At 47.5% G+C, this 20319-nt stretch carries 21 protein-coding genes, 5 tRNA genes and 1 riboswitch; of the genes, 9 read left to right on the forward strand and 17 right to left on the reverse strand.

Translation table 11 applies throughout. The features are described from left to right. Nucleotides 1-11 precede the first annotated feature (11 nt). Complete coding sequence (locus FO446_RS18985; RefSeq protein WP_173608263.1) at nucleotides 12-713, reverse strand: ABC transporter ATP-binding protein; 702 nt, start codon at nucleotides 711-713, stop codon at nucleotides 12-14. A 221-nt stretch (nucleotides 714-934) separates the two neighbouring features. Here FO446_RS18985 and FO446_RS18990 point away from each other — a divergent pair, with 221 nt between their 5' ends. Both FO446_RS18990 and pdxK read left to right on the forward strand, forming a co-directional pair. Beyond that, nucleotides 935-1108, forward strand: a complete 174-nt coding sequence (locus FO446_RS18990) for a hypothetical protein (protein ID WP_007723176.1) — start codon at nucleotides 935-937, stop codon at nucleotides 1106-1108. Nucleotides 1109-1278: 170 nt separating this feature from the next. After that, nucleotides 1279-2106 carry a pyridoxine/pyridoxal/pyridoxamine kinase gene (gene pdxK / locus FO446_RS18995; RefSeq protein WP_237898773.1) on the forward strand — a complete coding sequence of 276 codons (828 nt, stop codon included), beginning with the start codon at nucleotides 1279-1281 and terminating at the stop codon, nucleotides 2104-2106. Nucleotides 2107-2177: 71 nt separating this feature from the next. Here the strand turns inward: pdxK and rarD are convergent, their stop codons facing one another. Next, a complete protein-coding gene (rarD, locus tag FO446_RS19000; RefSeq protein ID WP_237898777.1) occupies nucleotides 2178-3086 on the reverse strand; it encodes an EamA family transporter RarD in 909 nt (302 codons plus the stop codon). Between the two features lie 287 nt (nucleotides 3087-3373). Here rarD and FO446_RS19005 point away from each other — a divergent pair, with 287 nt between their 5' ends. The 3 genes from FO446_RS19005 to FO446_RS19015 all read left to right on the forward strand — a co-directional run bounded on the left by FO446_RS19005 (nucleotide 3374) and on the right by FO446_RS19015 (nucleotide 5254). Beyond that, nucleotides 3374-4282 (forward strand): EamA family transporter, encoded by a 909-nt coding sequence (locus FO446_RS19005; protein ID WP_173608266.1) that lies wholly within the window; start codon nucleotides 3374-3376, stop codon nucleotides 4280-4282. Between the two features lie 145 nt (nucleotides 4283-4427). Beyond that, complete coding sequence (locus tag FO446_RS19010; protein ID WP_237898778.1) at nucleotides 4428-4889, forward strand: DinB family protein; 462 nt, start codon at nucleotides 4428-4430, stop codon at nucleotides 4887-4889. Continuing rightward, entirely contained in the window at nucleotides 4886-5254 is a 369-nt protein-coding gene (locus FO446_RS19015; RefSeq protein ID WP_173608268.1) for a glyoxalase superfamily protein, read from the forward strand. Before FO446_RS19010 ends, FO446_RS19015 begins: the two co-directional genes overlap by 4 nt. Nucleotides 5255-5338: 84 nt before the next feature. Here FO446_RS19015 and FO446_RS19020 read toward each other — a convergent pair. The 8 genes from FO446_RS19020 to FO446_RS19060 all read right to left on the reverse strand — a co-directional run bounded on the left by FO446_RS19020 (nucleotide 5339) and on the right by FO446_RS19060 (nucleotide 9687). Then, a tRNA-His gene (locus tag FO446_RS19020) sits at nucleotides 5339-5414 on the reverse strand. Nucleotides 5415-5431: 17 nt separating this feature from the next. Further along, nucleotides 5432-5518: transfer RNA gene (locus FO446_RS19025), tRNA-Leu, on the reverse strand. Between the two features lie 9 nt (nucleotides 5519-5527). Continuing rightward, nucleotides 5528-5603: transfer RNA gene (locus FO446_RS19030), tRNA-Val, on the reverse strand. A gap of 38 nt (nucleotides 5604-5641) precedes the next feature. Beyond that, nucleotides 5642-5715: transfer RNA gene (locus FO446_RS19035), tRNA-Glu, on the reverse strand. 8 nt (nucleotides 5716-5723) lie between these two features. Beyond that, a tRNA-Ser gene (locus tag FO446_RS19040) sits at nucleotides 5724-5816 on the reverse strand. 836 nt (nucleotides 5817-6652) lie between these two features. Beyond that, a complete protein-coding gene (gene thiM / locus FO446_RS19050) occupies nucleotides 6653-7462 on the reverse strand; it encodes a hydroxyethylthiazole kinase (RefSeq protein ID WP_173608269.1) in 810 nt (269 codons plus the stop codon). Beyond that, nucleotides 7428-7970, reverse strand: coding sequence for a hypothetical protein (locus tag FO446_RS19055; RefSeq protein ID WP_232773746.1), 543 nt, complete (start codon nucleotides 7968-7970; stop codon nucleotides 7428-7430). The genes thiM and FO446_RS19055 overlap by 35 nt, the downstream gene beginning before the upstream one ends. 280 nt (nucleotides 7971-8250) lie before the next feature. Beyond that, nucleotides 8251-9687: an RtcB family protein gene (locus tag FO446_RS19060; RefSeq protein WP_173608271.1), complete on the reverse strand. Its 1437-nt coding sequence runs from the start codon at nucleotides 9685-9687 to the stop codon at nucleotides 8251-8253. Nucleotides 9688-9870: 183 nt separating this feature from the next. On the opposite strand from FO446_RS19060, the gene FO446_RS19065 reads away from it, so the two are divergent. The 3 genes from FO446_RS19065 (at nucleotide 9871) to FO446_RS19075 (ending at nucleotide 13171) form a co-directional block, all read left to right on the forward strand. Further along, nucleotides 9871-11166, forward strand: coding sequence for a helix-turn-helix transcriptional regulator (locus FO446_RS19065; RefSeq protein WP_237898780.1), 1296 nt, complete (start codon nucleotides 9871-9873; stop codon nucleotides 11164-11166). Beyond that, nucleotides 11153-11962 (forward strand): WYL domain-containing protein, encoded by an 810-nt coding sequence (locus FO446_RS19070; RefSeq protein ID WP_237898782.1) that lies wholly within the window; start codon nucleotides 11153-11155, stop codon nucleotides 11960-11962. The genes FO446_RS19065 and FO446_RS19070 overlap by 14 nt, the downstream gene beginning before the upstream one ends. A 102-nt stretch (nucleotides 11963-12064) precedes the next feature. Next, on the forward strand, nucleotides 12065-13171 hold the full coding sequence (locus FO446_RS19075; RefSeq protein WP_237901075.1) for an N-acetylmuramoyl-L-alanine amidase family protein: 1107 nt from the start codon (nucleotides 12065-12067) through the stop codon (nucleotides 13169-13171). Here FO446_RS19075 and FO446_RS19080 read toward each other — a convergent pair. The 7 genes from FO446_RS19080 to FO446_RS19110 all read right to left on the reverse strand — a co-directional run bounded on the left by FO446_RS19080 (nucleotide 13156) and on the right by FO446_RS19110 (nucleotide 19536). After that, nucleotides 13156-13632, reverse strand: coding sequence for a hypothetical protein (locus FO446_RS19080; RefSeq protein ID WP_173608274.1), 477 nt, complete (start codon nucleotides 13630-13632; stop codon nucleotides 13156-13158). The genes FO446_RS19075 and FO446_RS19080 overlap by 16 nt on opposite strands. 170 nt (nucleotides 13633-13802) lie before the next feature. Continuing rightward, the gene (locus FO446_RS19085) at nucleotides 13803-14459 is read right to left on the reverse strand and encodes a YitT family protein (protein WP_015892187.1); all 657 of its coding nucleotides are present in this window, start codon (nucleotides 14457-14459) and stop codon (nucleotides 13803-13805) included. A gap of 278 nt (nucleotides 14460-14737) precedes the next feature. Next, a complete protein-coding gene (gene cobU, locus FO446_RS19090; protein WP_173608276.1) occupies nucleotides 14738-15304 on the reverse strand; it encodes a bifunctional adenosylcobinamide kinase/adenosylcobinamide-phosphate guanylyltransferase in 567 nt (188 codons plus the stop codon). Between the two features lie 12 nt (nucleotides 15305-15316). After that, nucleotides 15317-16093, reverse strand: coding sequence for an ABC transporter ATP-binding protein (locus tag FO446_RS19095; protein ID WP_221869068.1), 777 nt, complete (start codon nucleotides 16091-16093; stop codon nucleotides 15317-15319). Between the two features lie 9 nt (nucleotides 16094-16102). Further along, the gene (locus tag FO446_RS19100; protein WP_173608278.1) at nucleotides 16103-17140 is read right to left on the reverse strand and encodes a FecCD family ABC transporter permease; all 1038 of its coding nucleotides are present in this window, start codon (nucleotides 17138-17140) and stop codon (nucleotides 16103-16105) included. A gap of 1 nt (nucleotide 17141) precedes the next feature. Further along, nucleotides 17142-18137: an ABC transporter substrate-binding protein gene (locus tag FO446_RS19105; RefSeq protein WP_232773748.1), complete on the reverse strand. Its 996-nt coding sequence runs from the start codon at nucleotides 18135-18137 to the stop codon at nucleotides 17142-17144. Nucleotides 18138-18292: 155 nt separating this feature from the next. After that, a riboswitch (cobalamin riboswitch) is annotated at nucleotides 18293-18442 on the reverse strand. Between the two features lie 149 nt (nucleotides 18443-18591). Then, on the reverse strand, nucleotides 18592-19536 hold the full coding sequence (locus FO446_RS19110) for an MBL fold metallo-hydrolase (protein WP_232773749.1): 945 nt from the start codon (nucleotides 19534-19536) through the stop codon (nucleotides 18592-18594). 157 nt (nucleotides 19537-19693) lie between these two features. Between FO446_RS19110 and FO446_RS19115 the strand changes: the two genes are divergently transcribed. Continuing rightward, entirely contained in the window at nucleotides 19694-20278 is a 585-nt protein-coding gene (locus tag FO446_RS19115) for a pyridoxamine 5'-phosphate oxidase family protein (protein ID WP_237898786.1), read from the forward strand. The last annotated feature ends 41 nt before the right edge of the window (nucleotides 20279-20319 follow it).

The raw sequence follows: 20319 nt of genomic DNA on the forward strand, positions 1-20319 counted from the left end.
CATACCCTCGCCTACGCTGGTCTTGTCCTTTTTTGTACAACCCGTCCGTCCTGGAGATAAATGACGCGGTCGGACTGTTCCGCTACTTCCTGTTCATGGGTAACGATGATGAACGTAGTCCCATTTTCCTTGTTCATTTCTCTCATTAATAGGAGAATCTCTTGTTCTGTCTTCGAATCCAGGTTCCCCGTCGGCTCATCCGCCAAGATAATGCCAGGCTGATTGACGAGTGCTCTGGCAATACTGACACGCTGCTGCTGTCCACCACTAAGCTCATTGGGTCTGTGGTCGATACGACCTTCCAGCCCCACGCGGTGTAAGATTTCTGTTGCTTTCTCCCGACGTTTTTTCTTGCTTTCGCCTGCAAAAATCAGTGGAAGCTCTACGTTTTCCAACGCTGTCAGATTCGGAAGCAGATTGTATGACTGAAAGATAAAACCCATATTTTTACGGCGAAACAGGCATAGTTCGTTTTCGCTGTAGCTGGAAATCTCTGCTCCGCTAACCATGACACTCCCTTCCTCCGGCTTGGTCAAACCTGCAAGCAAATTCAAGAGCGTAGATTTGCCAGAACCCGATGAGCCACACAGGGCCACGAATTCTCCCTTGTTGATATGAAGGTTGATATCATACAGCACGGGCACTTTGATTTTTCCCGTTCCGTAGCTGTGATTGACCCCTGTCACCGTCAGCTCTCCTGTTGAATTGACCATCGTTTGTCGCACCTCATTCGTTCTTTCAAAATGGAAACTTTCGTAAACATCACATACTAAAGACGTAACATTTCGCAAAACGTAACGCTTCTTTCGGAAACATTTTACGATTTACGTAAACAACCATACTTTCTTCAAAAATATGTAACAGCTATGTAACCTTTTGCAGCCGGCTACGTATTACAATGTAGATGTCAACAAACCATGGAGGGTCGAAGAAGATGACTATCTATCGCTTTTTATTTGAAACAGCAACACGCAGATGGGTTGAAATCATCAAGGCACCCAGTATGTTTGAGGCAGCAAAGCAAGCCAAACAGCTTGCAACCAAGCGTTCCAAGTCCATGTCCACTACCATCAGCTTCTCTTTTCACCACGCTGCTTCTCAAGCATAAATGCACACATACATAAACCGCTTGCCCGCTACGGGAGGCGGTTTTTATATTTTGGGGATATTATTGACAGCACCGATTTCTTCCTCTTTAATATAGAGAGAGGCATTACAGTGCATGACAGTACAGATCCGCTTCGATTGTGCAGCGGTATACAAAGGGAGATAATCACAATGACCATGAAGAAAGCACTCACCATTGCAGGTTCCGACACCAGCGGCGGAGCTGGTCAGCAAGCAGACCTCAAAACGTTTCAGGAGCTTGGTGTTTTCGGGATGACCGCCCTCACCGTTATCGTAGCCCAAGATCCACATAACGAATGGTTCCACGAAGTGTTTCCGATCGATGTTGCGATTCTGGAAAAACAAATCGAAACCGTACTCGCAGGAATTGGCGTAGATGCTGTAAAAACAGGGATGCTCGGAACCACTGAACTGGTTGACCTCGCTACCCGTAAAATAAAAGAATACGATTTGAAAAATGTTGTCGTGGACCCTGTGATGATCTGTAAGGGTGCAGATGAAGCACTCCATCCAGAAATTGCAGTCAGCCTGCGTGAAGTCTTGCTCCCGCACGCGACAGTTGCTACTCCTAACCTGTTCGAAGCAGGTATTCTCAGCCAAATGGGCGCATTGAAAAGTGTCGATGACATGAAGGAAGCGGCGAAGCGCATCCACGACTTCGGCACCTCTTATGTCGTTGTAAAAGGTGGCAGCAAGCTTCAAAGCGGAAATGCCGTAGATGTTTTCTATGACGGGAAAACGATTGAGGTAATGGAATCAGAGCGCTTTGAGACGAGCTTTACTCATGGTGCCGGCTGCACGTTCTCCGCTGCAATCTGTGCGGAATTGGCAAAAGGAAGCTCTGTGCACAACGCAGTAGCTGTTGCCAAAGAATTTATTACCGAAGCGATTCGCCACTCGTTTGCACTCAATAAATATGTGGGACCTACTAATCACGGTGCGTACCGCATGAAAAAGCACGGCGAAGCGATTTGCTAATTACTTCTAAGTAAACAAAAACTCCTGACCAAATCCGAGTCTTTCTCGGCGGGTCAGGAGTTTTCTTATGATTACGCTTGTTTTTTGATAGCGACCTCGGGATTGATTGGGGCAGCTCTTCGTTTCATGCGTACGGAAGACACCGTAAATACAATAAGCGCAGACCAGATGAGTCCAAAGCTAATGAGATGTGTTTGGGTGAAAGGCTCACCGAATAAAAATACAGCTGATAAGAGCGATATCGTAGGTGCCAAGTATTGGATGAAGCCCACAACGGAAAGTGGGAGCCTAGTCGTTGCTTGGGCGAACCAGTAGAGCGGCATGGCAGTAGCTACCCCCGCAAGCGTCAGCAATAAAAGTTGCCACCACGCTAAGGAAGTCATCGTCTCCGTCCCATTGACCTGTAGCATCAACAGATAACCGAAAGCAATAGGGGCCACAAACAGCGTCTCCCATGCCAGTCCGATCATCGCCTCCATTCGGACGAGCTTCTTCGCCAAGCTGTAAAAAGCAAAGGTCAGAGCAAGTGATAGAGAGACCCATGGAATCTCACCGTACTCGAAGGTGATGAACATGACTCCGAAAGCCGCGAGCATAAGCGCGAGCCATTGCCCAGCATGCATTTTTTCTTTTAAGAAAAGGACTCCAAGCAGTACGGTGATGAGAGGATTCATGTAGTAACCAAGACTCGTTTGCATGACTTGATCGTTATTCACTGCCCAGATAAAAATGAGCCAGTTTGCGCTGATTAGCAGTGAACATATCGCTAATGCTCCGAGCATTTTAAAACCAGTAACCGCTCTCCACATACTGCGCCAGCGTTTCGTTACCTGGATAATGATTGCAACAAAAATAATCGACCAGACGATTCGATGAGCGAGTATCTCCCATGCCCCCATTGCCTGAAACAGCTTCCAATAGAGCGGGAGTAAACCCCAAGCCAAATACGCCACAATTGCATAAATAATCCCCTGTCTCATCCTAGCTCCTCCATGTGTTTCGCCTTCTCTTTCTCTATAGACAACTTTTGAACTTATTATCTATGAAATAGTGTAACGGAAATACGAAAAAACAGCTATGTATTCTCACGTAGAATAGCGCGTTCTTTACACTTTCATCCGTTACCATATTACCAATGCACGTAGCTAGCTAGTTACCTCAGTAGCATAGTAAAGCATGCACAAAAATTTTATTGTACCACTTTTATACCTGTAGTACAATAGTCATTATTCTTCCGAGTTTAGTCATACGAAAGGAACTTTTACTTATGACATACTGGCGATCTATCTTTTTAGTTTTACTCGGTGCGTGCAGCTACGGTGTCCTCTCGATCTTCATGAAGCATGCCTTTCACCTCGGCTTTACGCCATTTGAAATGAGTGGGAGTCAATTGATTTTTGGCGGCTTGATTATGACGGTCATGGCCATCCTTTTCTCGAAGCAGCGCTTTTCGTTTACGTATTTGTTGCTTTTGGCACCAGCCAGCCTGATGATGGCCTCAACCAGTCTTTTTTACCATCAGGCTGTTAGCCGGGTTTCTGCTTCACTCGCAATTGTTCTCCTCTTTCAGTTTACCTGGATCGGTGTCTTGCTAGAGGCGATTGTAGATCGAAAATGGCCGACCGCTGAAAAATGGGTGTCTCTGGTTATGCTTGGAGCAGGGACTGTTCTTGCAAGCGGACTAGGCGAAAGCGGTATTCAGAGCGTAGACATGGTTGGTTTGATCTTCGGTCTGATGTCTGGCGCGACCTTTGCCCTGGTTATTTTCTTCAGCGGGCGAATTCTCCCTGGAATGGATCCATACTTGCGAAGCGCGATTTCGATTAGTATGGCAGCCCTGATGCTCTCGATCGTTTATCCGCCGACTTTCTTGGTAAATGGTCAGCTTCTGCAAGGTTTACTGCCGCTCGGTCTTTTGGTTGCGATCTTCGGTTCGGTCATCCCGATCTTCTGTTTGGCTGTCGGTGTGCCGCGGATCGGCAATGGACTGGCTACCATTTTAAGTGCAGTCGAGCTGCCCACAGTCGTGCTCTTGTCGAGCTTCGTGCTTCAAGAGACTGTCTCTCTCCCTCAATGGGGTGGCGTATTCATGATCCTGGCTGCCATTTGTGTACCGCAAGTAAAGTGGCGGAAACTATTCTCCCCTTCTCACACCCTCGAGCAGGAAAGAATGTAGCGCCGTTTTCTATAAACCGCATACAAAAAGCGTGCAGACGAGCTGTTCTGCACGCTTTTTTTGGTACACCCCCTTCATATAGAAGGAAGGTAGATTCTCTGCCTCGAATTTATTTGCGAAGACTGCCACTCAAAGGGGGAAAGGTATGGAAAAGCGGCATTCGGTGTTATTCCAGCAACTAGAGGATTATCGACAGGAGACGTTAAAAGCAATCGATGGTTTGACAAATGAAGATGCGAACATCATTCCTGATGGTTTCTCCAACAATATCTTGTGGAATCTGGGGCACATTTATCTCGATCAGTATTTATGCGCGCACCTTACAAAAGAAACGATCCCGCTCCCCCCTGGCTTCAAGGAATGGTTTAACTTCGGGACCAAGCCTGCTGACTGGAAAACACCGCCGCCGAATCTCGAAACGCTCGTTTCCTTATTACAAGAACAACCTCAGAAGATACAGGCTGCTTACAAGGATCGATTAGACGAAGAGTTTCCCGCAACAGAATCCGGCATGCATACGATTGCGCAAGTGCTAGTACGAACGATTTTTCACGAAGGGATGCACCTCGCCTCCCTCAATACAATCCGGAGGTTTCTAGGCAAATGACTCAGACTATAACGCCAATTTTTCGCATGTTTGACGTTGAGAAGGCAAGAGAGTTTTATGTGGATTTTCTAGGATTTCAGATTGATTGGGAGCATCGTTACGAGGATCATTTTCCTTTATACATGCAAATTTCCTCTCCATCGTGCACGATTCATCTATCCGAGCATCACGGAGATGCTTGTCCTGGCTCAGCGATTCGCGTACAGGTGGAAAACATTGAGCTTTTCCATCAGTCCCTGTTGCGTCAAGGATACAAGTACGCTTGTCCTGATTTAGAGGAGACGCCGTGGGAAACGCGTGAAGTGAGCGTGACCGATCCTTTTGGCAATCGCCTTCACTTTTATCAGCCTGTCGATCACTCGTAAACAAATACAAAGAAAGCCCAGCGACAGTTCCTTTACAGGAGCCACCGCTGGGCTATTTCATTTTACATTTTGAACATAAATAGATGGGGCGATCGATGGGACTTGAACCCACGAGTGCCGGAGCCACAATCCGGTGCGTTAACCCCTTCGCCACGACCGCCATATATAGGGTTTGCTTGGTGCGGTCGAGAGGACTTGAACCTCCACGGTGTTGCCACCACTAGAACCTGAATCTAGCGCGTCTGCCAATTCCGCCACGACCGCATATAAAAATGGTGGAGGCTGACGGGATCGAACCGCCGACCCTCTGCTTGTAAGGCAGATGCTCTCCCAGCTGAGCTAAGCCTCCACAATCCCCCGCTATTTCATTGGGGGCGTTTTGCTAGGTGACCCGTAGGGGATTCGAACCCCTGTATGACAGCGTGAAAGGCTGCTGTGTTAAACCGCTTCACCAACGGGCCAAGTATCATGGCGGATGGAGTGGGATTTGAACCCACGAGACGGTTCGACACCGCCTACACGATTTCCAATCGTGCTCCTTCGGCCGCTCGGACATCCATCCATCGAGCCTGCAAGCGTTCGCTTCGGCAAGAATTAATCTATCATATTCACAACATGATTTCAAGTGATATTTTGAAAGTTTACGAAAAAAGGGAGATTGCCTAAAGCAACTTCACTTCCGGTTCAATATGATACAAGTAGTATTCCTTTACAAGACGGAGTGATGTCAGTTGTCAAAAAGAAAGCGCCGTTCAGTAGGCTTCCCCTGTTTGTACGGAAACTGGTGCGGGCCTGGATGCTCCGGGCCGGCTGCGCCGATTGATGATGTCGACAGATGCTGCAAGAGGCATGATTATTGCTATCAAAAGCACGGCTATTTTTCTTGTCACTGTGATCAGGAGCTCGTACGGTGCCTTCGAAATAAAGTAAATACCTCAACGGAAAAAGGGAGAATGGCCGGACTCATCTCGAATTTTTTCTCTCGAACAGGGTGCTTTCCCAGCAATCCACGCTAGTTTTTTCTGAATCGTTCTCCTTGTCAGTTTTCATCCAAAAAACGGTAACAACTTGGACATGAATCAGACATAATTCCCTTGTTTTTCCTTGTATTTTTTTGGTACTCTATTGAATGTCCAAGGAGGGTACACAGCGTGGAATTGCACATACGAACAGACGCCAGTGTGGCGCTGACGTTAAAGAGAGAAATTATTTGTCATGGTATTTCCCGTTTTTATGTCCGTCCATACGATGATGATCACGTTGAATTTATATTCCTAGCACTTTCAGAGCACCAGAAGAAGCTGCTGTCTTATTCACTGCGAAATTACAGCTACTGTCTAACATATCTAGCTTAATCGTTCTACGGTCATTTTCCTCCCCTTTTTTAAAGGGGAATTTTTATTCCCTTTTTTCGATATATCCAAAACGGCGAACATCGTCTGTGGTCAAGTTATACAAGGCATTCAAAAATTCGATTTGGAAACTTCCTGGCCCTACTACTGCTGCTTTCTCGGCTGCCAACTGAGCAGCAACACCGTAGCATACCAATGCCGCAGCTCCTCCGATCAGCTTGTCATTTGCAATGGCTGCAAACGCTCCCATAACAGACGTTAACAAACAGCCTGTTCCGGTCACCTTCGTTAAGATGGGATGACCATTATGGATCGAATAAGTCGTTTCTCCGTCCGAAATCACGTCGACCTTGCCCGTAATCGCTACGATTGTTCCTAGCTTTTTCGCTGCTGCTCTCGCTAGGTTCTCGACATCTCCGCCTGCTTCCTTCGCATCTACACCTTTAATCTCCCAGCGCTCACCTACGACATTGGCAATCTCGGCAGCATTTCCTCTAATGAAGGCTAGGTTGAGTTCCTGCGCAAGACGTTGACTTGTCTCGGTTCGATACGATGTTGCTCCCGCTCCCACCGGATCAAACAAAACAGGCACGCCATGCTGGTTCGCGGATTTTCCTGCGATCAACATCGCTTCGATCTCATGCTCATTCAACGTCCCTATATTCAATACAAGAGCTCCGGCTATCCTTGCCATGTCTGCCACCTCTTGTTTGGCGTACGCCATGACAGGTGACGCACCAAGAGCTAACAAACCGTTCGCTGTAAAGTTCGTGACAACTACGTTCGTTATGTTATGAACGAGTGGATTTTCCTCGCGCACTTTAATTAGTAATTGCCCGATTGTCTCCAGAATCATGATCGTTACCCCTTTCCTCTTGAACAGCGAATCGTGGAATCATCTTGTATACCTCGATGACTTCTCCTAATATAGAATGCTCTTGCATGACGCCAATAATGATATACGCTTGCTGTAAGATGGGTAATTCGTGCATGTTAGCTACAATTTTCCACACTTTCCCATCCTCATCCGTCACGCTGGCACTGAAGGAGACTCTTCCCGCCCCTTCTTTCAAGATATCCACGGCATCAAGGACTCCGCATATTTTCATCCGATCATCTGGATGCATGATTCGGTTTTCCTCGACCCATTTTAGCTTCATTTCTTCTACCTTTAGTGTTTTCCATCGATCAAGGAACTCCCAATCTTTGGAATGCGGAAATATATGCTTCGTTTGCTCAAGGAAGGTGTTGTACTCTCCGTGTAGCTGATCTACATAATCATCTACATCCTCAGAAATCACGCGAATCGAATCTTCTCCGCATGTACGGATGTGGTGAGCCAGGTATTTGAAGGACTCGATCATGTCAAAGTTTCCCCAGCCCCAGGCCTGTTCGCCGAAAACTCCCCCCCGGGTTCGGCATTTTAGGCAGGTGAAGTAATAGTATGTAGGCATATCTGTTCCCCTATCTCCCCTATTTTGTCTCTCTTTTGGTATCGGTTGAGGAAGCGATGCAATTTATGTTACATTCGAACCTATTTTTTGAAACTTCTCAGCAATTTGTTCACAATTTAACTTCTGTAATTTAGTGTAAGTTAAATTGCAAAAGGTGGCTCCCTCAAAATTTTCAGGAAGCCACTCTTCATTATACTCCTTTTATGGCAATAAGAGGGTTACATTTTGCTACGACAGATGCAAGATTTGCTCCCACAACCGAATCGATGATTTGATCCACATCTTTATAGGCTTGCGGGCATTCATCAAGGATGGAAGCAAGCGAACGGTGATTCACCATGATCTCGTCTTCCTGTCCCACGCGCATTGCCTGCTCAAATTGATCGATGGTCACGAGCTCCTTGGTTGCTTTGCGGGAACGAACACGCCCAGCACCATGACAGATCGAATAAAAGTTTTTCGCACCGGCCTCCGATCCAACCATGATATAGGACGATGTTCCCATAGAACCGGGGATCAAAGCTGGATGTCCGGTTTCGCGATAAGCCTTCGGATTTTGGAAATGGCCTGCTGGCAACGCCTTCGTCGCTCCTTTGCGGTGGACGAGCATCGGTGTGTTGCGATGGAATTCTTTCAAGGCGTAATTATGCATCAGATCATACAGGACAGGTGTACGCATCTCACTACCAAAAACATCCCGAAACGCCTGCTCTACTGAAAATCCGATCATATGCCGATTCGTTACTGCAAAGTTCAGCGCGGAGTACATCAAATTCAAATACTGTTGCCCTTCCTCGCTTTGGATCGGAGCATATACCAGGCTCGGCTCAGGATTATGAATCCCCCATTTGTACATGGCTTCCTTGAAGCTTTTGGTATAATCCCGCCCGAGCATAGCCCCCCACGCACGCGAACCGGAATGAATCATGATGACGACCTGGCCGTCGAACAGTCCCCACGCTTTGGCAATCTCCCTGTTCTCCTCCGCGATCTCGATATGCTGGATTTCAATAAAGTGGTTACCGCCCCCCAATGTCCCCAACTGGCCCCACGCACGACTCCAAGATTTTTGCGGTATTTGCTCCAGGAAGGAATGGTCGAATTCAAATGTGTACTTTTCCACATGCGAGAAAGAACGGCTTAAAGTGTCGGGTGCTGCTTCTGTATCCGGAATATAGTTGCTCGGCAGCCCTTTTAAACCATGCTTCACCACTTCCTCCAAGCGAATATCCGTAAAATGCGTATGACCCCGCTCGTTTGTCGGGACGTACGCTTCGATCGCTTCGATCAATGCACGTTTTAGGCTCTTGTCTTTGAGGTCATCTCGATGCAACGGAGTCAGATGTACACGCATTCCACATCCAATGTCTGATCCGACGATGGAAGGCGAGACAAATCCATCGGCAAGATTCCAAACGGCTGTCGTCCCAATGCAGGTCCCAACGCCTACATGCGCATCGGGGGTATACGAAAAATAAACATTTCGCGGAATCCGCAAATTATTGTCTGCCATTTGATATACGCGTTCACCGAAGCTCGAAAAGACTTCGTCATTCGCAAAAACGTGCACATCTCCATGCTCCAGCTTCACTTCACGATGGTTGTTTCCATGCAAAATTGTTTTCATTATCCAATTCTCCTGTCTCTCACAGCGTGCGCTGTTTTTCATACCCTTATTTTCCATCCGCGCATCTGGTTTGAACATGGTAAAAGTATTACGAATCTCTTTTTCTCATTGACTTCTCTTCAGCCTCTTCGTAATATGAGGACTAATTTGGAAATAAATGACGAATGAATAAGGATGAATGTAATGGCACGCGAAAGCTTTGACAAAGAGCTGCAATTGCTCCGTCTCCTGTTTTTGACCGCTGGTGCCTACAATCGGCAACAGTTAGCCGAGCGGCTCGGGATTTCCGTACATACGCTTGATAAAACGCTAAAAAAGCTGAAGGACATCCAATCGACCTTTTATCAGCATGTCGGGGATGAGGAGAAAAAAGAGTATTATGCACAGCTTCGTTACAACTATTTTGAGGTGACGGACAATTTCTTGATGTTTTTGTACCATGCGAAATCATTGAAGGATTCGGAAGTAGAACGACTGTCGCACATCTTGGAAAAGCTCAAGCAACAGCCTCTTTCCATTAAAGATTTGCTGGATACGTTTGTGGATACAGAGCCCGATGAAAAAACGATTCGTCAGGACATGAAATACCTCGAAGAAATTGGCGTGATAAAAAATGTGAGTGAGGTCAGGCCCTACATCTATCAATTCGACGGTGAGCTACTGGACTCGCTGACGGACGACGAGTTGTTGGATCTGTATGATTTCATCGACTTCATGGCCAATACACAACTTCCGGCCGTCCCTGGTTATCTTCTGCAAGAAAAAGTGAAGCGTTATCTCAAACATCGCTTGAAGCTAACCGATGCATCTACGTTTTTGTACAAATATCATTTTGTCTCACGTGTTCTCGATGAATATCAAGCTTTGCTTCTCACGGAAGCCATTCGTCAGCGAAAAATCGTTGAATTTCACTACTACACACCCAAACGCCGGAAGTTTTACGATTCCCAAAATACGAATCCGGCTTTCCAACGAGACACATCCGGGCGACATCAAAAAGTCATTCCACTCCGGGTTATTTTTGATCATCAATACGGCAGATGGTACTTGTTGGCCCAAGGATGCGGCAATGGTCCGCTGCGCAAATACCGCGTGGAAGGTATGACCAAGCTCGTAACAGGCAAATCCGTTACGCCGGAAATCTTCTCTTCCTTGCAAGCTAGTGCGGATGAGCGTATTGCCAACAGTTGGCTAATTGATACAGGAAAACTCGTAACCGTACGCCTGCGCTTTTTTCAGCCTCGCGACACGCCTCATTCCTTTATCCAAGAGCGAGTGGAGGCACAGGGGCAATGGGGGATTGTGACAGAAGAATCACGGGAGAGCTTTGTGTACGAGATAAACGTGAACAGCACGATGGAAATTACACCGTGGATTCGCAGCTTCGGTTCAAGCGTCGAAGTTCTTGAACCGCTGTTTCTTCGCAAGCAATTCCAAAAAGAATGGGAGGAGCTGCTCGCCTACTATGAATCTGTTTGATAAGATACATAATTACCAACTGGTGACACGGCTGGATGAAGCGGGTGTTTATCCGATAACCTCACACGAAAAAGCGTGGCTCGCCCTGATGCTGGAGAATCCATCTGCGGAAGAAATTTTCGAGCCCGCTACACTCGAAAAGCTTCACCATTTGACACATCTGCCTGATAATAAATGGACCGAACAAGAACGGTTCGTGGAAAAAGCGCAAACTCAGGCCAAGCAGCTCTGGAGCCCACTCGTGCGTACCCTGCGGCGAATCATTCTCAGCAAGAATCACATAAAAATAACCGCAGCCACGAACAAAGGCCCGGTTTTTCGCAATCAACGTGGGGTTCCCTACAAGCTGGAATATTCACTTGCCAAGAAGGCCTGGTACCTGATCTGGTTGAACATGTCTTCCAATCGACTGATCACGACTCCGCTGCATCTCATTCGCTCCGTCGATGAGCTTTACATAGAAGATGGATGGTATGACAGTTTTTTGCCGACTATCTCGGAACAGATCCAACAGCGCAAGCAGATGGCAAAAATCGTGATCATCCCTCGTTACAACACTGAGCTCCAGCGCATATTGTACGCCTTTTCCTGCTTTGACAAAGCGGTCGCTTTTGACCCAGAATCACAGGTGTATACAATCACCCTGCACTTTCTATCTGACGAGCAGGAGTTTATTTTATCGCGCATTCGTTTTCTCGGCCTGCGTGTAAAAGTAGTAGAAAACGATCAACTCAAAAAGCGAATGGCAGAGTCGGCAACGAACGCCTTGGCAAGATATACCGAAACTCCACATTGATTGTCCCAAAAAATCAGGAAATCATACCCTATTCGATTTCCTGCATTTCCCTTATGATAATTCAGGTGAGATAGTAGCTAATCCAAGTCAGAGGTAGAAATGATGAAAACAACATGTAAAAAAGCGTCTCTCATATGTGGGCTATGGCTTAGTCTGTCGTGGCCGTTTCTTACGGAGCCGGCGCAAGCAGCAAGTGTCATCCAGGCAAAGGTGGTCGCAACCTCTCTGAACGTTCGCAGTGAACCAGCCCTCAATGCTTCCGTTGTCGCTACCGTGCCGCAAGGAGCCGTCGTGACCATTACGGATGAAGCATATGGTTGGGCAAAAATTAAATATAATCAAAAGGTAGGCTGGGTAGCGGGGTATTACTTGCAAAAAGGAGCAGTAACGAGTGCGAGGTCAGCTTCTTCACCAGCCAATACGGCGACTACCAAAAGCCAGCAAGGCACGGTTTTGGCCGATTCGCTTCGAATGCGCAAAGGGCCAAGCACGAGCCATGAGATTGTCCTTTCGTTGCCCAGAGGAACCCGTGTAGATATTTTGAAAAAGCAAGGAGACTGGATCCAGGCGAGAACTTCCAATGGACAGACAGGCTGGGTGTCTGCGACATATATTGGCGATGCCAAAGCCAACGCCCCGGTGTCCAAAAGCACCAAATCGCCAGGCTTAAAAGGAAAAGTCATCGTCATCGACCCGGGACATGGTGGTTCCGATGTCGGGACACAGGGAACGAAGTGGAATAGCATGGAAAAAACGTTGAATTACAAAACGTCCATGCTGCTCGCCAGTAAACTGCGACAACGGGGAGCGCAAGTCTTCATGACGAGGACAAGTGACACAGAAAAGCCTTCGCTAGCGCAGCGTGTCGCTTTTAGTGAATCAAAGGGAGCGGATGCCTTCATTAGCATTCACTACAACTCTTCTGTGAAGCCAAATAGCGGTACCCTCACGTTTTATTATTCGCAAGGCAAAGATGAGCCATTAGCTCGAGCGATTGAGTCTCGCTTGGCAGGTGGCATCGGTTTAAGAAGCAATGGCATTTCATTCGGCAACTATCACGTTCTGCGCGAAAACGATGATCCATCCGTCTTAATTGAGCTTGGGTTCTTATCGAATCCAAAGGATGAAGGAATCGTCCGTACGTCGTCCTATCAAGACAAAGCTGCGCAGGCGATTACGGAAGCTCTAGCGGATTACTTCGGTCGATAATCGTAAGGCTGGACGCTGTAGGAGAACAGCTTCCGCTCGAATTTCCCTTTGGGGCCAATGATCTGATACCAGGTCTCTCCGATCAACAAGTCGGTTGCAAAATCCTTGTCCAGCAGATTGGTGATCGTCTCCATGACCGCTTTCTCATTGTCTTTTTGAATTTTCAACGACAAGGCCAGGACGAAATACGCCTGGTCTTCTTCCATTTCCAGCAAATGCAGACGGGCTGTACCACGGCGTTTGGCATTGAAACCATCGATCACATTTAACAGACCCTTTTTTGCTTGCACTTTATACTTTGTCGCTTCCCTCCAAGAGGAAATAACCGCATCGTACAATGAAAAGGTCAGGATGAAATGGCTGGCGTAATCCTTCGGGTTAAAAGGCTCCGGTCCCATTTGCTTCTCATCCGCTGGTATGACGACGAATGCTTTGTAGTTGCTAAAAAACGGATCGCTCATGGCAGGTCCTTTCCTTCGAGAGTATCTGTGTTGGTTAGTATCCACTAGGAAAGCAGGATATTATGTACAAAAACGGTCATAAACGTTCAAAAGGCCAAGTCGACATGAAAACCGACTTGGCCTTTTGCTTGCTTTTGTATAGGCATGTTTTTCAACTGAATATCTACTCATTACCGGTGGGTCATCGAGACACTTCCATGCCCGTGTTCCTCTTCCATGACCTCCACTCCTGCACCATGATTGACGGTCCAGGTGATGACTTGGCTGGAAATGACAACGGCCAAAATGGTATACATCATCTCTTTCATCGGTACGAACCAGAACGACATGCAAAGCACAATAACGTCCAGTAAAAGAAAGACCGTACCAATGGACAATCCCGTGTACTTACTGATCAACAGGGAGAAAATATCGTCTCCACCTGTCGCAGCTCCATAGCGCAGAACCAATCCGGTACCCAACCCGGTCAAAACACCGGCCAAGACAGACGCCAGCGGCATCATTCTGCTCATATCCATGACAATCGGTGAAAATCGTTCAAACAAATCGTAAAACACGGTAAAAGCAAGTGATGCAAAAATGGTGTCCCAAATGAACTGGCGGCCTCTTACTAACCAGGCAACCAAAAACAGTGGAATATCCAGCAAAAGCATCACCATCGCTGGCGACAAGTCAAAGGCGTATTTCGCCAGTAACCCTAAGCCAACAAACCCACCTTCAGACAGATGGTTCTGAAAGTTAATGTGATAATACGCAAAAGCAAGTAAACAAGCTCCAAACAAAATCATACTATAACGCTTAGATAACTGCAGCGCTCTCCTCATCATGGTTTCCTCGCATTTTTGTCGGTTTAGGCACAGACGACCAACCGACTACCGAGGAACATCGCAAGTATAAGTCGCTACTCATACAAAGGGCCCCGCTTTCGTAGTAGATTGGTCGTCTTCAGTGACGAGCGACTACTACGAAGCTAGATGTAGGAGAGGTCAAAACGTTTCCAGATCGTCCTATGGGGACGCATGGTATCCTGATCCCTTCCATGGCTTTTCTTGTATTATATCACAAAAAAGGTGAAAAGACGACTCGAAACCGTCTTTTCACCGAGCTAAAATTGGAAAGCTTGTCCTTTTAGTTCCACCGGAATCCCTGCTGTGACAAGAAAAACTTGATCGGCAACAGTTGCCACACGTTGATTCATCAACCCTGCCAAGTCACGAAACATACGGCCCAACGGATGTTGCGGGACGAGCCCGTCGCCTACTTCATTTGTCACCAGCAAAACGGTACCGGGGTAGTCTTTTAGCTGGTTTACCAGCACATCAACCTGCTGGAGCACTTTCTCAAATGGCTGTTCCTCTCCTTTATACAACAGCCAATTGGACAGCCAAAGGATCAAGCAATCAACCAAAATCACCGTCTGCTGTTCTTGTATGTCCTTTTGTGCTCCCAACTTTGCAAGCCATTCTGTCAATGCGTACGGCTCCTCAATCGTTTGCCAAGGAAAGTTGGATTGCAAACGGCGGTCGCGATGGTACAAGATCCGCTCTTCCATTTCCTCATCAGTGATTTGTGCAGTCGCGATGTAAACACCCGAGGAGCCCAAATGAGCTGCGTATTTTTCGGCAAACGTGCTTTTTCCGCTGCGTGCTCCACCTGTAATCAGTACAATCATGCTTCTGTCTCCTTACACTTGCGATTGCAAAATAATTTGCGGCAAATGATGAACAGGATGCTCCATGACAATCGGTCTGGTTCCGTATACAGCCTCTATTCTGTCACTTTGCAAGATGTCTTTTGGTGTGCCAACGCTTATCTGCTTTCCTTTATGCAGCATTAGGATACGATCGCAGTATAAGGAGGCCAGATTCAAATCGTGCAGCACAGCAATGACCGTCACCCGCGTCGTCTTTTGCCATTTTCGCACGATGTCCATCAGTTGAATCTGATACCCGATATCGAGGTAAGTCGTGGGTTCATCCAGCAATAGCACCTGTGGTCGCTGGATCAATGCCTTCCCCAAAGCCACGCGCTGCTTTTCCCCACCGCTCAACTGATCCAGTGTGCGCTCTTCCAAATGTTCAAGACCCAGCAGCTGTACGATTTCATCAATGAGCGATGCGACATCCTGCTTTTCTTCGCCCAGCCAATTTTGGTAAGGAAAGCGTCCCATCTCCAACACCTCTCGGACACGAAAGCCGACTGGCGGCAGACCCTCTTGCTCCAAAACAGCCAGTATTTTGGCAAGCTCTTTGCGTGGATAGGAAAGAAGCTTTTTCTCCTGAAGCAAAATGTCTCCGGCATCCGCCTTGATGACTCCTGAAATCATTTTCAGCAAGGTGGATTTACCGCTTCCATTGGGCCCGATGATGCCAAAAAATTCTCCCTTGTCCACGCAAAAATCGATTCCGTGCAAAACTGGCGTATCCTGATACGATTTCTGCAAGCTGCGCACATTGATCATAAGCTTACGTTACCTCTTCCTAAAGCGTTTATTTTGCTTCAATAAATAAGCGAAAAACGGTGCTCCCAGAAATGCTGTCACGACACCGAGCGGGATTTCTGTGGGACTTAGCAGCATTCTGGCGAGAGTGTCGGCCCACAGCACATAGATGCCACCGCAGATCGCAGCCATCGGCAGCAAAATACGGTGGTCAGGACCAACCAGCATACGGACGAGGTGCGGTACCACCAGGCCAACGAACCCGATAATTCCCGCGATAGAAACCGCTGCTGCCGTCAGAAGAGTCGAGACGACCAGAACCACCATCTTTGTTCGATCCACATGGACGCCGAGATGCGCAGCCTGCCGCTCGCCCAATGCAAAAAGGTTCAAGGAACGCGCATAGCTCACCAGCACCATTCCACCGATGACCAAGTACGGAATCAAGACGTACGTAAAGGCCCAGCCCCGAAATGACAGGCTGCCCATCAGCCAGAACACGATCTCATTGACCGTCTGATCGGATAGCGAAACCATAAAGGAAACGAGTGAGCCGAGAAAAGCCTGCACCACAACTCCAGACAAAATCAGGGTCTCTGTTTGGAGCTTTCCTTGCGTGTTTGCGAGTCCGAGTACGATCCATAGACTGAGCAGTCCTGTAAGAAATGCGACGACAGGCGTGCTCCATGCACCCAAAAAGCTGATTTGCAAGCCAAACAGGATTAAAAAGGCCGCTCCGACAGCAGAACCTGATGCCACGCCCATCGTAAACGGATCGGCGAGCGGATTGCGCAAAACTCCCTGAAAGCCCGCTCCCGCAAGCGACAAGCAAGCCCCAATCAAGACAGCCAATACAACGCGTGGAAAACGAACCTTCATGACAATTTGCTCAGATGACTCCGGCCACGTTACGGCAATCCAGTCAGAGAAGCCCGGGATCTGCTGGAGCAGGATGAGCCATACTTGTGAGATCGGAAGTTGTGCCGCCCCCATCGAGATGCTGATGACTATTGATGCCAGCAGGACGAGACAACTGACTCCTCCCCATATGAACAATCGTTTCTTCATTTTATTTCACCAAGTCAGGGTAAATCGCCTTGGCTACTTCGATCAAGCCTTGTGTAATGCGCGGACCAGGGCGGGACAAAATATTTTGGTCCATGCCAAAGATTTGTTTTTCACGAATCGCCTTCATTTTATCCCAACCATTGCGATTCGCGATCATATCCTCCAGCTTGACGCCGGTCTTTTCATCGGTAATTCCGCTCGCATACAAAATGACGTCTGGGTCGTTTTGCAAAATCTTTTCTTCACTGATCGGATTCCAGCCTTGGGTGTCAGAAGCAATATTTGTCGCTCCAGCCAGTGTGATGAGTTCGTCCATGAACTCGCCTTTTCCGACTGTCCAGCCTGGGGAGAATTCCAGGTATACCTTTTTCTTCTGTTCCGGTTTTACATTTTTCACTGCATCTTCAACGTACGCGATGTCTTTCTTCATTTGCGCGACGACTTTTTCGGCTTGTTCCTGTGTATTCGTGATAACTCCCATTGTTAAAACATTGTTAAGGATGTCATCCATCTTTGTCGGATGAGTAATGTAGACGGGCATTCCGAGAGATTTTAGCTTGTCAGCCACTGGCTTCTCCATCGAAATCCCACCGACGACCATATCCGGCGTTTGAGCGAGAATGGCTTCTTCATTCGGTTTGACGACGCCGCCAATTTTCGGCTTTGCCTTCGCCGCTTCTGGATAATCGTCATAGTCTGAGACAGCTACGATCCGATCTTCCAAGCCTAATGCGAACAATATCTCTGTCTCGGCAGGTGATGTTGAGACGATTCGCTCAGGAGCTTTTGCAAAGGTTACTTCTTTTCCAGTCGCATCCGTGACTGTCAATGGATACGTTGTTTGTTTTGCAGGCTGCTCGGCCGCGCTCTCTTGCGGTGTTGTCTGCGGTGCACCTGTTTGTCCACCTGGTGCTGGCTGGCTGTTATCATTACCCGCACAACCCGCGAGGCTCGCCGCTACCAGTAGTGGGATCATGAATCGCAATGAACGTTTCATATGTAGAACTTCCTTTCTTCATGTCTGATTGACTGTACCTTCCAATAAAAAAAGCGACCCTTGCTTCCATTCGGAAATCAAAGGGTCGGCACCTCAGGGCAAACAGACAGGATGGTCTGCTTCCTCAAATAGGCCGATCCTTTCCGCGAAGGCAACAGGCACGAAAACAAACAGGCAGGTCTCCTGGCTTACGGCTGAGGAACGAGCCGATTTACAGTGGCGGGACCGCGTCGGATTTTCACCGACTTCCCTTTTCACCCGATCTTTTTAAGAAAAGACGAGGCACCTATTTGCTGTTACGTTTGAAATTGTCACAGTCCATGATTCATCCTACATCATAGCATTCCTTGGATGAAAAAAGAATGACAAACACGTAAGCCAATACTTTCTTGCCTAACTAAAAATGAAAAACGCCTGAACAAAAGGTTCAGGCAAATGTAAAGCTTTTCGCAGGCTACTCTCGTTTGTGCAAATAATCCAGAATGCCCATGGAGCATACTTGCAAATCGAGCTTGAGTACTTCGAAAACGTCGTGGTCACCACTGATGCCTTGTGACTGTAGATGATCCGAGATTCGTTCAAACAGCGTACGAGACAATTCTTCATAGGTTTGTCCAGCAGCAATCGCTGACTCTCCTTCCTCCACAAACACGGGGAGCCACTCACGTATTTGACGGTACACATCATCCACCTGCTCAGACATCCCATAATGACCAAAGTAAATGCGATTTAGCTTGCGTGCTTCAAAACGGCTTAGAGACGCTAGCATGGCATCTGGGTCAAACTGATTCGGCGAAGTAGATGGCAGCACGAGGTGTATGCCATCCTTTTGAAGCTGTGGATAAAGTACACCTGCCGTATCCCCTGTGAACATGCCGCGGCTTACGGGATCGTAGATGCTGAAATGATGATTGGCATGTCCCGGCGAATCCACAAACTCTAACACGCAATTTTCTCCGATCTTCAGTGTATCCCCGTCGCCGCGAATCAAAAGCCTCTCCTCAGAAACTGCCACGATCGGATCGAACAATCGATCAAAATCATCGTGATAAACCGCTCTCGCCCCTGCGATCAGTCGGCTCGGATCTACGAGATGACGTGCACCTTTCGGGTGGACGACGACCTTTGCGTTTGGACAATCCTTCAAAAACAGTCCTACTCCTCCTGCATGATCCAAATGAATATGTGTCACAATGATGTATTTTACTTGTTCCGGCGTATAACCGAGCTTGGCAAGACCGGCCTTGATGTATGGGACGGAGGGGCTTGGTCCTGTTTCGACCAAAGTCAGTTCTTCTTCAGCGATGACATAAGTCCCCGTACGCTCTGGCCAGCCCATATCGAAACCGTCTATCAAATGAATGCGCTCCCCTAAGTAAATAGGCTGTGATGATTGCATGTAAATGCTCCTCCTTTTCAAAAATCATTTTGTTGCGAGAATATTTACACTTTATCACCTATTTGGGAGGCGCTGGTGAAAAACAACACAAAATCTTCATATTTTTATCGTAATATAAGGGCAGTAAAAAAATTCCATTACTTGGAGGGGTGCAAAAATGGGTCAGCTTTTTTCTGAGTTACGACCTGAGCATGAGACGTTTATCAAGAAGCAACGAATGTTCTTTGTTGCCTCTGCTCCAATGGACACAGATGGTCACGTGAATCTTTCACCGAAAGGGTACGATTCTTTTCGCATAATATCCCCTAATGAGGTCGCCTATTTGGACCTGACTGGAAGTGGAAACGAGACCAGTGCACATCTACAGGAAAATGGCAGGATTACGATCATGTTCTGTGCATTTGAAGGCCCACCTCTCATCATGCGCCTATTCGGCAAAGGAACGGTTATTCTCCCAGATACACCTCGGTGGGATGAGCTCGTAAATGACTTCCCGCTTCTGCCTGGTGCTCGTCAAATCATTACCGTAAACATACAGGAAGTAAAGACTTCTTGCGGCTGGGCTATCCCCTTCTATTCCTATTCAAAAGAACGCGAAACCCTTCAGAAATGGACTTTGGCTAAAGACGAGCAGGAGCTGCTTGCTTATCAAAAGGAAAACAACGTAGTCAGCATGGATGGCTTGCCAACACCCTTGGGACAAAAACTTTTCCCCGCAGTAGGTGGAGATAACGAAGCGTAAAACACAAAGAAGCTGCCTTTCTCGCAGCTTCTTTTTTGGAA

Source organism: Brevibacillus brevis, assembly GCF_022026395.1.
Taxonomy (GTDB): Bacteria; Bacillota; Bacilli; order Brevibacillales; family Brevibacillaceae; genus Brevibacillus.

Bases quoted from the DNA above. Each gene is read 5' to 3' on its own strand.
- FO446_RS19005 (WP_173608266.1), top strand. From the start codon at position 3,374: ATGACATACTGGCGATCTATCTTTTTAGTTTTACTCGGTGCGTGCAGC.
- rarD (WP_237898777.1), bottom strand. From the start codon at position 3,086: ATGAGACAGGGGATTATTTATGCAATTGTGGCGTATTTGGCTTGGGGT.
- FO446_RS19100 (WP_173608278.1), bottom strand. From the start codon at position 17,140: ATGAAGAAACGATTGTTCATATGGGGAGGAGTCAGTTGTCTCGTCCTG.
- FO446_RS19065 (WP_237898780.1), top strand. From the start codon at position 9,871: ATGGCACGCGAAAGCTTTGACAAAGAGCTGCAATTGCTCCGTCTCCTG.
- pdxK (WP_237898773.1), top strand. From the start codon at position 1,279: ATGACCATGAAGAAAGCACTCACCATTGCAGGTTCCGACACCAGCGGC.
- FO446_RS19075 (WP_237901075.1), top strand. From the start codon at position 12,065: ATGAAAACAACATGTAAAAAAGCGTCTCTCATATGTGGGCTATGGCTT.
- FO446_RS19085 (WP_015892187.1), bottom strand. From the start codon at position 14,459: ATGATGAGGAGAGCGCTGCAGTTATCTAAGCGTTATAGTATGATTTTG.
- FO446_RS19095 (WP_221869068.1), bottom strand. From the start codon at position 16,093: ATGATCAATGTGCGCAGCTTGCAGAAATCGTATCAGGATACGCCAGTT.
- FO446_RS19015 (WP_173608268.1), top strand. From the start codon at position 4,886: ATGACTCAGACTATAACGCCAATTTTTCGCATGTTTGACGTTGAGAAG.
- thiM (WP_173608269.1), bottom strand. From the start codon at position 7,462: ATGATTCTGGAGACAATCGGGCAATTACTAATTAAAGTGCGCGAGGAA.
- FO446_RS19070 (WP_237898782.1), top strand. From the start codon at position 11,153: ATGAATCTGTTTGATAAGATACATAATTACCAACTGGTGACACGGCTG.
- FO446_RS19105 (WP_232773748.1), bottom strand. From the start codon at position 18,137: ATGAAACGTTCATTGCGATTCATGATCCCACTACTGGTAGCGGCGAGC.
- FO446_RS19110 (WP_232773749.1), bottom strand. From the start codon at position 19,536: ATGCAATCATCACAGCCTATTTACTTAGGGGAGCGCATTCATTTGATA.
- cobU (WP_173608276.1), bottom strand. From the start codon at position 15,304: ATGATTGTACTGATTACAGGTGGAGCACGCAGCGGAAAAAGCACGTTT.
- FO446_RS18990 (WP_007723176.1), top strand. From the start codon at position 935: ATGACTATCTATCGCTTTTTATTTGAAACAGCAACACGCAGATGGGTT.
- FO446_RS19055 (WP_232773746.1), bottom strand. From the start codon at position 7,970: ATGATCGAGTCCTTCAAATACCTGGCTCACCACATCCGTACATGCGGA.
- FO446_RS18985 (WP_173608263.1), bottom strand. From the start codon at position 713: ATGGTCAATTCAACAGGAGAGCTGACGGTGACAGGGGTCAATCACAGC.
- FO446_RS19080 (WP_173608274.1), bottom strand. From the start codon at position 13,632: ATGAGCGATCCGTTTTTTAGCAACTACAAAGCATTCGTCGTCATACCA.
- FO446_RS19115 (WP_237898786.1), top strand. From the start codon at position 19,694: ATGGGTCAGCTTTTTTCTGAGTTACGACCTGAGCATGAGACGTTTATC.
- FO446_RS19060 (WP_173608271.1), bottom strand. From the start codon at position 9,687: ATGAAAACAATTTTGCATGGAAACAACCATCGTGAAGTGAAGCTGGAG.
- FO446_RS19010 (WP_237898778.1), top strand. From the start codon at position 4,428: ATGGAAAAGCGGCATTCGGTGTTATTCCAGCAACTAGAGGATTATCGA.